This is a genomic window from Streptomyces sp. NPDC058401 (assembly GCF_042722885.1).
In the GTDB taxonomy this organism is placed as follows: Bacteria; Actinomycetota; Actinomycetes; order Streptomycetales; family Streptomycetaceae; genus Streptomyces.
This window is the reverse complement of sequence record NZ_JBHXKA010000055.1, coordinates 1-12869: the sequence shown is the minus strand read 5'-3', so window position 1 is coordinate 12869 and position 12869 is coordinate 1. Positions and strand designations below refer to the sequence as shown.

The following is a 12869-nucleotide window of genomic DNA, read 5'->3' as shown; positions in this document are numbered from 1 at the left end:
CCCCGCCCGGCGGCCCCCACCCCGGACCTCTCCCCCGGACGGGGGAGGCGTTCGGATCAGTCCGCACGGCGTGCGGGGCGGCTGCGTGACGTCGATCCGGGCCATGGCATCACGCAGGTGCCGCGCAACGCCCGGGCGGGCGGGTGCCTCAGTGTGCGGGGGCACCGGGACGTGACGGACGTACGGGGGCCAGCGCGACCAGGACCGGGCGGGCCGAAGCGGGCTGCGCGGAGCCGTCGGGGCAGGTCGTGCACCCCCGCGAGGTGAAGAAGCAGCCCGCGCAGTCCGCGGCGCCGATCTCCTCGCGGCGCAGCCGCCCCTTGCGGACCCAGTACCGGGCCATGTCGGCCGCCTCGGCCCGGTCGAGGCCCAGCCGGTCGGCGATCTGTGCGAGCCCCTCGCCGGGGGCCGCCTCCTCGAAGGCGCGCAGCAGGCGGCGCAGCATGCCGGGTGCGGTGCCCCCACCGGGCCCGCTGGTCCCGCCAGTCCCACGGGCGCCGCTCACCACACCAGCCTCGCTATCTGGAAGACGCCGACGGACAGGAGCCAGGCCGCCGCCAGTTGGATGCCGAAGCCGATGACGGTCAGCCGGGTGCCGATCTCGGCCCGCTGCGCGGCCAGGGTGGCGAAGCAGGGGGTGTAGGCGAGGATGAAGACCAGGAAGGCGAGGGCGGCGGCCCGCTGGTGCCCGCCGGAGGATTCCTCGAAGGTGGCGTGCAGGCTCGCGGTGAGCTTGGGATCGCCGTCCTCCTCGGCCGAGTAGGTCTGGGCGAGGGTGGAGATCACGCCCTCCTTGGCGATCAGGCCGGTGCCGAGCGCCGCCGTGGCGTGCCAGTCGCCGAAGCCGGCCGGGGCCACGAGGGGCGCCGTGGCACGGGTGACCGTACCGAACACGCTCTGCTCGACGTCGACCTTGCCGAAGCCGCCGTGGCCGGCCGCGGCGGGGATCGCCATGAGGAGCCAGACCCCTGCCGCGGTCGCGACGATGATGCCGCCGGCGGTGCGCAGGAACGCGGACAGCTTCTGCCAGACCTGCGCTCCGGTGACCCGCAGGGTGGGCAGCCGGTACGGGGGCAGCTCCAGGACGAGCGGTTCCTCCTTCATGTCCCTGAACAGCAGGGGCCGCAGGATCAGCCCCATGCCGACGACCAGCAGCACGGAGGCGACGTAGAGGAAGAAGACGACGGTGCCGGAGTTCGAGCCGAAGAAGACGCCCGCGATCATCACGTAGACCGCGAGGCGGGCGGTGCAGCTCATGTACGGGATGAGCAGGCCGACGAGCATCCGGTGCGAGCGGCGGTTGAGGATGCGGGTGCCGGCGAGGGCGGGGACGTTGCAGCCGAAGCCGACGACGAGCGGCAGGAAGGCGCGGCCGGGCAGCCTCAGCGTGCGCATCAGCCGGTCGGCGACGAACGCGGCGCGGGCGAAGTAGCCGGAGTCCTCCAGCAGGGCCAGCAGCAGGAACATGATGATCATCAGCGGTACGAAGGTGAGCAGCTGGCCCACACCGTTGATCAGGCCGTCGACCAGCAGTCCGGTCAGCCAGCCGGGTGCGTGCACGGCTTCCAGGAGCCGGTCGGCGCCTCCGCTGACGGGTCCGGCGACGAAGTCGCCGAGGCCGTCCTGGAGGGGTTTGGCCAGGACGGTGGTGGCCTGGAAGACCCCCCACATGACGGCGAGGAAGAACGGGATGCCGAAGCCGCGGGACAGCAGCAGCCGGTCCACCCGGTCGGTGAGGGTGGGCCGGGCCCCGGCCGGGCGGGGCGCCGCGCGTTCGATGACGGCGTGCGCCCAGGCGTAGCGGGCCTCGGCGACGAGGAGTTCGGCGTCGGTGTCGGTGTCGAGGTCCAGGCCGGTGCCGGTGCCGGTGTCGCCCTCCGCCGCGGCCTTCCCCGTCGCCCGGGCCTCCGCGGCGAGGCGGTCCGCCGCCGCGCCGGCCCGCTCGGCGAGCGCCGCCGGGACCGCGGGCGGCTCCTCCCCGCAGAGCAGGCTCACCGCCAGCCACCGGGCGGGGTGCGGGGTCAGCCCGGAGGCCGCCGCGGCCAGCTCCGCCAGTTCGGCCGCCACGGACGAGCCGGCTGCCCAGGCGGAGGTCCGCCCGGGTCGCCGGGATCCCGTGTCGAGGGCGTCCCACACGGCGTCGGCGAGCAGGTCCAGCCCGGTCCCGGAGCGCCCTTCCACCCGTACGACGGGCAGTGCGAGCTCGCGGGCCAGCGCGTCCGGGCCGGGGGGCGCGCCGCGCCGGGCGGCGACGTCGGTCATGGTGAGGGCGACCACGACGGGGATGTCGGTGTCGAGGATCTGCGAGAGCAGGTACAGGTTGCGGGCCGGGTTGGCCGCATCGAGGGCGAAGACCACCGTGTCGGGCCGCTCCCCCGCCGGCGCGGTCAGCACGTCGCGCACCAGCGCCTCGTCCGGGGAGTCGGGCAGCAGGCTGTACGAGCCGGGCAGGTCGGCGATGCGCAGCGGGCGGCCCCCCGGGGTGCGCCAGTCGCCCTGGGCGACGGAGACGGTCTTGCCCGGCCAGTTGCCGACGCGCTGATGGGCGCCGGTGAGGGCGTTGAAGAGGGTCGACTTGCCGACGTTGGGGTTGCCGACGAGGGCGACGAACGGCGTACCGGCCGGCCGCTCCGCCGTGGCGGTCGCACCGGACCCGGCTCCGGGGGCGTGACAGCTCATCCGGCGCACCTCAGCCGGCCGGCGGTACGGGTGTCCAGCGCGACCCGGGTCTCCCCGAGCCCGACGAGCAGGCCCCCGGTCGCACCCCGGGCGATCACGGTGACGTCCGCGCCCGGCACGAAGCCGAACTCCAGGAGCCGGCGCCGGCTCCCGCCGGCCTGACCGGGATCGATCCCCGTGATGCGTACGGTCGTCCCTGGACGGCTGTCGTTGAGCGACGGCACCGGACCTCCTTGTTCGAATCCACTTAGGCAAACCTAAGCAGTCCGAGTGGCACGGGAGGCCGGGCAAAGTCCCTGATCGACAGGGACTTTCAGCCCATCGGTCCCGCCCGCCCCTCGGCCGATCGGCCGAGCCGGGGCGTCACGGCGGGGGCGGGGCATCACGGCGCGGCGGGCCGGGGCGTCGCGGCGGTGCGAGCCGGGCCCTGGGTCGTAGCTTTCGGATCTTGCCGGTCAGGCAGGCCCGCGTCGCCCGGTGCCGTGCCTCGGCGCCTTGCCGGGGCACCGCCCGAAGGGAGGGTCCCGGGGGTGTGCGGAACCACCGGCCCTGGCGCATTCTGGAGGGGTGACGGCGAGACCGGAGACCAGCGGCCCCGTCAACGACGCCACGGCCCAGGCGCTCGCGCGGGCCGCTCTCGATGCCGTGGGGGCCGCCGGCGGGTACGCGGGCGGGGTCTACCTGCGCTCCGACACGGAGGGGCTCATGCTCATGGCGGCCGTGACCGGCCTCCCGGGCCCGCTGTTCCGCCCCTGGTGGCGGATGCACGTGAACCGCCCGTACCCCGTCGCCGAGGCCCACCGGTCCGGCCAGTCCGTGCACCTGCCCGACGCGGAATCGGCGATGCGGCGCTTCCCCCAGCTGATGGCCGGGCTGCCGTTCCCCTTCGGCTCGCTCTACGAACCCGTGGCCCGCGGCCGCGAGCGCTACGGCGTCCTCTTCGTGCTGCGTCCCGCCACCCCCGGGGTCCCGGTCGGACCCGGCGACCGCAAGCGGCTGCGCGCGGTGGCCACCCGGCTGGCCGGGGAACTGGCCGCGCTCGCCGCGGGCGGGGCCACGGTGAGGTGGGAGGGCGACCCGGTGTGCTTCCCCGGCCCCGGCCCCGGCCCAAGCCCGGCGGGCGCCGCGGCGGGCAGCCCCGCAGGCGCAGGCGACGTGACGGCCCATGCGGCGGACGGCTCCGCCACCGGGGCCCGGGCCGCCGTGGACCGGCTGGACCTCGCCGTCCTGGCCCTGGACCGGCAGGGCGTGATCGGCTTCGCCAACTCCCGCGCCCGCTCCGCCGCCACCACCCTGCTCGGCTCCGACGGGGCGGAACTCTCCGGGCGGTTGCTGTGGGAGGCGCTGCCCTGGCTCGGACACCCCGCCTACGAGGACCACTTCCGGGCCGTGTTCCTCGCCCCGGCCCCGGTGCACTTCCAAGCCTCACGGCGCGGACCCGAACCCTCCCCGCAGTGGCTGTCGGTGGGACTGCATCCCGGGATCGACGGGGTCACCGTCACCATCGCCGAGGCCGAAACACCCGCGTACACGCCCGAGTCGCTGATGCGGCCCGGTGCGGGGCTCGGTTCCCCGGGCCTCGGTTCGCCCGCCGACCGGGCCTCGGCCCTGTACCGGCCGGTGGCGCTGGCCATCGCGCTGACCGAGGCGGTGACGGCCCGCCAGGTGTCGATGGTGGTCACCGACGAGCTGCTCCCGGCCTTCGGCGGGCGGCAGTTGGCGATCTACCTGCTCGGCGAGGGGCACCTGCACCTGGCGTGGGAGACCGGCTTCCCCCAGGGCTTCCTCGACCGGTTCGACGGGGTGGCGCTGGACGTGCGGCTGCCCGGGGTGGAGACGCTCACCTCGGGCCGTCCGCTGTTCTTCGAGTCGATGCAGCACCTGGCCGCCGCCTACCCGGGGATAGCGCTGGACGCCGATGTCGGCGCCCGCGCCTTCCTCCCCCTGATCGCCTCCGGCCGGCCGGTCGGCTCGTGCATCCTCGGCTTCGATGCCCCGCGCGGGTTCAGTCCGGAGGAGCGTACGGTGCTCACGGCGCTGGCCGGGCTGATCGCGCAGGCGCTGGAGCGGGCCCGGCGCTACGACAGCGAGGCGGCGCTGGCCCGCGGTCTCCAGGCGGCGCTGCTCCCGCACCGGCTGCCGGTCCGCGAGAACGTGGTCACGGTGGGGCGCTACCTGCCCGGCACCGCCGGGATGGACGTCGGCGGCGACTGGTACGACGTCATCGAGGCGGGCGGCGGGCGGCTCGCGCTCATCATCGGGGACGTCCAGGGCCACGGGGTGGCGGCCGCGGCCACGATGGGACAACTGCGCAGCGCGGTACGGGCCTTCGCGCTCAGCGGCAATGAACCGGACCAGGTGATGCGCGGCACGAACGAGCTGCTCATCGACCTCGATCCGGGCCAGTTCGCGAGCTGTTGCTACGTCCTGCTCGACCCCGCGACCGGCCTCGCCCTCGCCGTCCGGGCCGGGCACCCCCAGCCGCTGCTGCGGCATCCGGGCGGCCGGACGGAGGTGCTGGACCTGGCGGGCGGGATGGTGCTCGGCGTCGACGCCGGGGCCGACTATCCGGTGACCCGGCTGCGGATCGAACCGGGGGCGGTGCTCGCCCTGTACACCGACGGGCTGGTGGAGACCCCCGGCACGGACATCGACGTGGGCGTGGAGCGGCTGCGCGCCGCACTGGCCGACGCCGGCCCCGCTCCGCTGACCGAGACGGCGGACCGGCTGGTCGCCGAGGCGGGCCACTCCACGGACCGGCCGGACGACATCGCCCTGCTCCTGGCGTCCCGCACGTCCGCCCCGGAAGTGGCCGTCCCGGAGGCGGGCACGGAGGCGGGCACGGAGGCTGCCGCCCCACGCGAGGAGGCCGCCCCGCACGAGGCCCGCGGCGCGGGGGACGGCCCGCGCGCGGAGCCCCGTAGGACAGCCCCTTAGGACAGCCCCCAGGACGGCCCTGCGGGTGCGGGCGGGCCTTGCCCCGCCCGCACCCTGCCGCGCCTCCGCTACCTCTTCGCGTACGCGCGGGCGTAGGAGTCGCCCGCGATCAGGGCGTCGGCGACCATCTCCGGGGTCACCGGGAACGGCATGTTGTGCGTGGTCTCGCCCTCCGCGGTGGCCGCGCGCCCGATGGCGAGCAGCTCCTCGCGGTCCGGGTCGCCGAGGCCGATCTCGGCGAGGGTGGTGGGCAGGCCGACGGCGCGGCTGAAGCGCAGGTAGGTGTCCAGCTCGTCGGTCGGGGCGCCTTCCAGGACCAGCTGGGCGAGGGTGCCGATGTTGACCTTCTCGCCGTGCATCATGCCGTGCACCTTGTGCGAGACGGTCAGCCCGTTGTGGATGCCGTGCGCGGCGGCGAGCCCGCAGGACTCGAAACCGAGGCCGGAGAGGAGGGTGTTGGCCTCGGTGACCTTCTCCAGCGCCGGGGTGACCACGTGCGCCTCGGCTGCCAGCCGGGCCTGGGGGCCGTACTCCATGAGGGTTTCCCAGCACAGCCGGGCCAGCGCGAGCGAAGCCTCGGTGGCGAGCCCGCCGGCCATGGCGACCCGGTTGGCGGCCACGCAGACCCGGGCCTCGTACCAGGTGGCGAGCGCGTCGCCCATGCCGGACACGATGAAACGGCTCGGCGCACCCGCGACGAGCGCGGTGTCGACGAGCACCAGGTTGGGGTTGCGCTGGAAGAAGGAGTAGCGCTCGAAGGCGCCCGACTCGGTGTAGATCACGGCGAGCGCGCTGGTCGGCGCGTCGGTGGAGGCCACCGTGGGCGCGGACACGACGGCGATGTCGCCGAGCGCGTGGCCCACGGCCTTGGCCGTGTCGATGGCGGTGCCGCCGCCGATGCCGATGATGACGTCCGCGCCGGCGGCCCGGGCGGCAGCGGAGACCCGGTCGATCTCCTTCTGGGTGCAGAGCCCGCCGAAGACCTCCTTCGTCAGCTTGACGCCGGCCGCGGAGAGGGAAGCGGTGACGGCCGCGTCCACGAAGCCCCAGACGCCCTTGTCGGCGAGGACCACGGCATTCGTTCCGAGGCGGACCGTGTGCTCGCCCAGGTCGTTCATCGCCCCGGCGCCCTGCACGTACTTCGGCGGGCTGATCATCATGCGCGTACCGACGGTCTTCACGTGAATCCTCCTCATTGCGAATTCAATTCCGCTTGCTTATTCATCCCTATCACGGATTCCGGGCCGCACCCGAGATATGGACGGTCCCCTTGCGGACGGGCCCTTCCGCGCACGGATCCGGGACCAAGGACCCGAGCTGTTCCGTGGGTTTACCAGGGTAAAGTTCCAGCCAAGTGCCCCGGGAGCGGTGCCAGATCGGCGACGGCGCCGGCTTAATACCGTTCCGCAATTCCTATTTCCGCTCCGGACCGGCGTGCCGAGTTCCCCGTTCCGCGTTCCCCTTTCCAGGAAAGAGGCCCCCGTGAAGAAGCTCATCAATTCCCCCGAAAGTGTCGTCTCCGACGCACTGCGCGGAATGGCCGCCGCTCACCCGGGGCTCCGCGTCGAGGCGGAGAAGGGCATCGTCACGCGGGCCGCACCTACGGCCGGGGAGCCGGCCGGGGAGCCGGCCGGGAAGGTCGCGCTGCTGTCGGGCGGCGGCAGCGGGCACGAACCGCTGCACGCCGGTTTCGTCGGGCACGGCATGCTGGCGGCGGCCGTGGCCGGCCCGGTGTTCACCTCCCCGGTGCCGGACAACATCGCGGCCGCCACCTGCGCGGTCGACGCGGGCGCCGGCGTCCTGCACATCGTGAAGAACTACACGGGCGACATCCTCAACTTCGCGATGGCGGCGGAGGACTGCGAGGACGAGGGCGTCAAGGTCGAGCAGGTCGTCGTCGACGACGACGTGGCCGTCGCCCGCACGGAGCACGGACCGGGCCGCCGCGGTACCGGCGCCACCCTGTTCGTGGAGAAGATCGCGGGCGCGCTCGCCGAAGAGGGCGCCCCGCTCGACGAGGTGGCCGCGGTCGCCCGCAAGGTCAACGCGAACGCGCGCAGTTACGGCGTCGCCCTGAGCTCCTGCACCACCCCCGCCAAGGGCAGCCCCAACTTCACCCTCGGCGAGGACGAGATCGAGCTGGGCATCGGCATCCACGGCGAGCCCGGCCGCGAACGCCGGAAGATCATGACGGCCGCCGAGACCGCCGAAGCGATGCTCGACGCCATCCTCGCCGACCTCCCGGAGGCCGCCGGCGCCCCCGTCATCCTCCTCGTCAACGGCCTGGGCGGGACCCCGCCCGCGGAGCTGTACATCATGCGCGCGGAGGTCGAGCGGGTGCTCGGCGAACGCGGGATCACCGTGGCCCGGTCCCTGGTCGGCAACTACGTCACCAGCCTGGACATGGCCGGCTGCACCCTCACCCTGTGCCGCGCCGACGAGGAGCTGCTGCGCCTGTGGGACGCGCCGGTGAACACCCCGTCCCTGCGCTGGGGCTGCTGACCCCGCCCGCCCCCTTCGCCTCCGCCCCCTCCAGCACCCTTCAGCACCCTTCAGGAGCACCTCCCATGACCGCCACGCCCGCCACCCCGACGACGACCCCCACGGCATCGCCCGTCGAGATCCCCGTGCCGGACACCGCTCCGGCCACGGTGCCGGCCACGGTGATGGACACCGTGATGGACACCGCCTACTTCCGCCGCTGGATCGCCGAGACCGCCCGGCTCGTACGGCGCGACAGCGCGCGCCTCACCGAGCTGGACGCGGTCATCGGCGACGGGGACCACGGGGCCAATCTCGTACGGGGCTTCGGCGCCGTCGGCGCCGCCGTGGCCGAGCAGGGGCCCGCCACTCCGGGGGCACTACTGACGCTGGCCGGCACCACCCTGACGAACACCGTGGGCGGCGCCTCCGGCCCGCTGTTCGGCACCGCGCTGCGGCGCACGGGCAAGGTGCTCGGCGACACCGGGGCACCGACCGTGGCGGAGCTGGGGGCCGCGCTCGGAGCCGGGCTCAAGTCCGTGCAGAAGCTGGGCGGCGCCGAGCTCGGCGACGCCACCCTGGTGGACGCCCTGGCTCCCGCGGTGGCTGCGCTGGCCGAAGCCGCCGAGGCGGACCGGCCGCTGCGCGAGGCCCTGGACGCGGCCGTACGGGCGGCCCGGGCCGGCGCCGACGCCACCGAGCCGCTCGAAGCCCGCAAGGGCCGGGCCAGTTACCTCGGCGAGCGCAGCATCGGCCACCAGGACGCCGGGGCCAACTCCGTGGCCCTGATCATGGAGGCGCTGCGCACGGCGGTGGACGCACCCGAGGCGGAGTTCGCCGCCCCGGAGCCGGTGCAGCAGCAGGCGCCGGTGGAGCAGCAGGCGCCGAAGACCCGTACCGGCCGCGTCGGCCTGGTGCTCGTGTCGCACAGCAAGGCGGTCGCGGAGTCCGTGGCCGAACTGGCGGGCGCGCTCATCGGTTCGGTCGAGCCGCCTCCGCTGGCGGTGGCCGGCGGCACCCCCGACGGCGGGATCGGCACCAGCGCGGAGCTGATCACGGCCGCCGCCCGGTCCGTGGACGAGGGCCGGGGCGTGGCGGTGCTGTGCGACATGGGCAGCGCGGTGCTGACGGTGAACGCCCTGCTCGGCGAGGAGCCTTCGCCGCTGCCCGAAGGCGCCCGGATCGTGGACGCGCCGTTCCTGGAGGGCGCCGTGGCCATCGCCCTGACCTCGGCGATCGGCGGGGATCTCGACGCCGTCCTGGCCGCCGCCGAGGACGCGCGCGGCTACCGCAAGCGCTGACGGGACACCGCCGCCCGCCCGCCGGCCCTTCCGAACGGACGGGCCTGCGGGCGGTCTTGGGCGTTCGACACCCAGGACCTGGTGTCGGGGCCGGCCGGGGCGGACTACCGGACCGTGTGCGTGGGGAGTCGGCTTCTTCGCCCAGCAGACGGTCCGGACCGTCCCGTACGCACAGTTCCACCTGAACCACGAGGAGCCCGGCCCCCGATGACCCCCATCACCCCCGAAGCCCTCCTGAGCGGCCGGACCCCCTACGAGAACTACGTCTACGCCTACCCGCACAAGACGGCGTACCGCGAGCTGCCCGAGCCCGCCGAGCTGAGCCGGGAGTGGGCACGGCAGTCCAAGGACGCCCTTTCCCTCTACCTCCACGTTCCCTTCTGCGAGGTGCGCTGCGGATTCTGCAACCTCTTCACCCGCATCGGTGCGCCCGAGGGGCTGACCACGGCCTATCTCGACGCGCTGGAACGGCAGGCGACGGCGGTCCGCGGCGCGCTGGGCGACGAGGAGCCCGTACGGTTCGCGGCGGCCGCCTTCGGCGGCGGGACGCCCACCTTCCTGACGGCGTCCGAGCTGGAACGGCTCTGCGACATCGCGGAGAAGGGCGCGGGCGCCGATCTGCGGGCGGTGCCGCTGTCGGTGGAGGCCTCGCCGGCCACGGCGACGGCGGACCGGCTGGCCGTGCTGGCCGACCGGGGGACGACCCGGCTCAGCCTGGGGGTGCAGAGCTTCGTGCCCGAGGAGGCGCGTTCCGCCGTGCGTCCGCAGAAGCGGGCGGACGTGGAGTCGGCGCTGGGCCGGATCCGGGACGCGGCGATACCGGTCCTGAACATCGACCTGATCTACGGCATCGACGGGCAGACCGAGGAGAGCTGGCGGTACTCGCTCGACGCGGCCCTCGCATGGCGCCCGGAGGAGCTGTACCTCTACCCGCTGTACGTGCGCCCCCTGACGGGCCTGGGGCGCAGGCCGGGCGACTCGACGGCCGCCGGGTGGGACGAGCAGCGGCTGCGGCTGTACCGGGCCGGGCGGGACCACCTGCTGGCCGCCGGGTACGAGCAGGTGTCGATGCGGATGTTCCGCCGGACCGGGGCCCCGCAGGAGGGCGCCGACGACCACGCCTGCCAGACCGACGGCATGATCGGCCTCGGCTGCGGGGCCCGCTCCTACACGGCGGGGCTGCACTACTCCTTCGACTACGCGGTCGGCGTGAGCGAGATCCGCGGCATCGTCGACGACTACGTGTCCCGCCCGGAGGAGGACTTCGCGCGGGCCGGGCACGGCCGCCGGATCGACGCGGAGGAGGCCCGGCGCCGCCACCTGCTGCAGTCCCTGCTCCAGGCGCGCGGAATGCCGGTCGGCGAGTACCGGGAGCGGTTCGGGACCGGTCCCTGGGAGGACTTCCCGGCGGAGCTGGCGGCCTTCGCGGCGCGCGGCTGGCTCGTGGACGACGCGGAGCTGCTGCGGCTGACCCCGGAGGGGCTGGCCCACTCCGACGCGGCGGGCCCGGCACTGTTCTCGGCGGACGTACGGGCCGCGATGGCCGCGTACGAGGGCAAGTAACCGGGACCGGGCCGGGGCCGGGGCACGGAGCGAGTCCTCGCCCGTCGTCCCCGTCGTCCCCGTCGTCCCCCTCGTCCCGTGACACGGAAGGACGGCGGGTCGGCAAAGCGGAAGGAAATTTACCCACGGTCACCTGCGGTTATCGCACACCGTGATCGCGCAGCGTTTACACGGCGTTCATGACGAGCGGGCCCCCCGGCCCGCCGCCGGACGACGAAATCCGCAGGTGAACAGCTATTGACCTGCGGATCTCGCGGAGATTCCATTCGGCCCGGGAGCCACCGAACCACACGTGCCCACCACCGCCCCGGAGGCGATACCGCTCCCGCGCTCACTCACCGCATCTGCCGATCGGAACACCGCACCGATGTCTGACACGATCAGCGCCCCTCAGGCCCTCTCCCCCGCCACCGGTCCCGTGCCCCAGAAGCTCAAGCGTTCCATCGGCGTCGTCGGCGGAACCCTGCTCACCCTTTCGTGCGTGACGCCCGCCTCGACGCTCTTCGTCGTGGTCCCGGACCTCTTCTCCAGCCTCGGCACCTGGACCGCGCTCACCATCGCGATCGGCTCCCTGCTCTGCATCGGGGTCGCGTTCTGCTACTCGGAGCTGGGCACCCTCATCCCCAGCGCCGGCGGCGAGTACGCGATGGTGTCCACCCTGTCCGGCCGGCTCGCCGGCTGGCTGGTCTTCGTCCTGTCCCTGCTGGTCGTGATGATCGTGCCGCCCGTGATCGCCATGGGCACCGCCGACTACCTCGCCCCCGTCGTCGACATACCGGCCCCGGCCGCCGGCGCCGGCGTGATGCTGCTCGCCACCCTCGCCGGTCTCCTCGACCTGCGGGCCAACGCCTGGATCACCGGCATCTTCCTCGTCCTGGAGGTCGTGGCCGCCGGGCTCGTCGCCGTCCTCGGCTTCGCCCACAGCGAGCGGGGCGCCGGCGCCCTCGTGCACGGCACCGTGGCGGCGGAGGGCGGCGGCACGTCCACCGTCACCGCGATGATGGTCGTCTCCGGGCTCGCCATCGCGCTCTTCGTCACCCAGGGCTTCTCGACGGCCGTCTACCTCTCGGAGGAGCTGGAGAACCCGCGCCGCAACGTCCCGCGGACCGTGCTGGCCACCCTCGCCATCTCCGCCGCCGTCATCCTCGTCCCGGTCATCGCCATCACCCTGGGCGCCCCCGACCTGGAGGCGCTGACCTCCGGCGACCTCGGCGCCATGGTGACCGCCTGGTCCAACTCGGCCGTCGGCACCTTCGTCAGCCTCTGCGTGGCCCTCGCCATCGTCAACGCGGGCATCGTCATGGTCATCCAGAACTCCCGGGTGCTGTTCGCCTCCGCCCGCGACAAGGCCTGGCCCGCGCCGGTCAACTCCGCGCTCTCGCGGCTCGGCCGGTTCGGCTCCCCGTGGGTGGCCACCCTGCTCGTCGGCCTCCCCGGCGCGGCGATGTGCTTCGTCAACCTGGACACCCTCTACGGGGTCACCGGCGTCTCGGTGACCGGCATGTACCTGCTGGTCGCCGTGGCCTCGCTGGCCAGCCGCCGCGGGGTGCACCGCGAGGCGGCCGCCTGGCGGATGCCGCTGTGGCCCGCCGTCCCGGTCGTGCTGATCCTGGTGTTCGCGTACATCCTCACCCAGCAGGAGACCCAGTACCTGCTGTGGACCGGCGGGATCACCGCCGTCGCCACCGTGTACTGGGCGCTCTACCTGCGCCCGCACAAGGAGACCCGCTGGCTGGTCACCATCCCGGTGGACGACGAGGACGAGGCGGCTCCGGTCGCGGCTCCGGCCGCCTCCGCGTAGCGGTCGCACGGCAGGCGTGAGGGGCGGGGGCGCCGGGGGGGGTGACCGGGGGGCGCCCCCCGGTGCGGGGGCCCCCCGGGGGGTATAAAAAAAAAGAGCGGCCCCCC

9 protein-coding genes and 1 pseudogene are annotated in these 12869 nt (G+C 74.2%); 6 read left to right on the top strand and 4 right to left on the bottom strand.

Annotation, left to right across the window (positions count from 1 at the left end):
* Nucleotides 1–148: 148 nt before the first annotated feature.
* From ACFWNV_RS21040 to ACFWNV_RS21030, 3 genes are read right to left on the bottom strand one after another with little or no spacing between them, the layout of a single operon-like run.
* Complete coding sequence (locus tag ACFWNV_RS21040; RefSeq protein WP_383949066.1) at nucleotides 149–505, bottom strand: helix-turn-helix domain-containing protein; 357 nt, start codon at nucleotides 503–505, stop codon at nucleotides 149–151.
* Nucleotides 502–2679, bottom strand: coding sequence for a ferrous iron transport protein B (feoB, locus tag ACFWNV_RS21035; protein WP_383949063.1), 2178 nt, complete (start codon nucleotides 2677–2679; stop codon nucleotides 502–504). Before feoB ends, ACFWNV_RS21040 begins: the two co-directional genes overlap by 4 nt.
* Nucleotides 2676–2903: a ferrous iron transport protein A gene (locus ACFWNV_RS21030; protein WP_383949060.1), complete on the bottom strand. Its 228-nt coding sequence runs from the start codon at nucleotides 2901–2903 to the stop codon at nucleotides 2676–2678. Before ACFWNV_RS21030 ends, feoB begins: the two co-directional genes overlap by 4 nt.
* Before the next feature lie 343 nt (nucleotides 2904–3246).
* On the opposite strand from ACFWNV_RS21030, the gene ACFWNV_RS21025 reads away from it, so the two are divergent.
* Complete coding sequence (locus tag ACFWNV_RS21025; protein ID WP_383949058.1) at nucleotides 3247–5616, top strand: SpoIIE family protein phosphatase; 2370 nt, start codon at nucleotides 3247–3249, stop codon at nucleotides 5614–5616.
* A 68-nt stretch (nucleotides 5617–5684) separates the two neighbouring features.
* On the opposite strand, the gene ACFWNV_RS21020 is transcribed toward ACFWNV_RS21025, so the two are convergent.
* Nucleotides 5685–6797 (bottom strand): glycerol dehydrogenase, encoded by a 1113-nt coding sequence (locus ACFWNV_RS21020; RefSeq protein WP_383949055.1) that lies wholly within the window; start codon nucleotides 6795–6797, stop codon nucleotides 5685–5687.
* A gap of 301 nt (nucleotides 6798–7098) precedes the next feature.
* Between ACFWNV_RS21020 and dhaK the strand changes: the two genes are divergently transcribed.
* The 5 genes and pseudogenes from dhaK to ACFWNV_RS20995 all read left to right on the top strand — a co-directional run bounded on the left by dhaK (nucleotide 7099) and on the right by ACFWNV_RS20995 (nucleotide 12762).
* Nucleotides 7099–8118: a dihydroxyacetone kinase subunit DhaK gene (gene dhaK, locus ACFWNV_RS21015; protein WP_383949052.1), complete on the top strand. Its 1020-nt coding sequence runs from the start codon at nucleotides 7099–7101 to the stop codon at nucleotides 8116–8118.
* A 173-nt stretch (nucleotides 8119–8291) separates the two neighbouring features.
* Nucleotides 8292–8900 (top strand): annotated as a pseudogene (dhaL, locus tag ACFWNV_RS21010) (dihydroxyacetone kinase subunit DhaL); the annotation flags it as partial.
* The gene (locus tag ACFWNV_RS21005) at nucleotides 8889–9398 is read left to right on the top strand and encodes a PTS-dependent dihydroxyacetone kinase phosphotransferase subunit DhaM (RefSeq protein WP_383949170.1); all 510 of its coding nucleotides are present in this window, start codon (nucleotides 8889–8891) and stop codon (nucleotides 9396–9398) included. The pseudogene dhaL and the gene ACFWNV_RS21005, both read left to right, overlap by 12 nt.
* A 207-nt stretch (nucleotides 9399–9605) precedes the next feature.
* Entirely contained in the window at nucleotides 9606–10961 is a 1356-nt protein-coding gene (locus ACFWNV_RS21000; protein ID WP_383949050.1) for an STM4012 family radical SAM protein, read from the top strand.
* 367 nt (nucleotides 10962–11328) lie between these two features.
* Nucleotides 11329–12762, top strand: a complete 1434-nt coding sequence (locus ACFWNV_RS20995; RefSeq protein ID WP_383949047.1) for an APC family permease — start codon at nucleotides 11329–11331, stop codon at nucleotides 12760–12762.
* The last annotated feature ends 107 nt before the right edge of the window (nucleotides 12763–12869 follow it).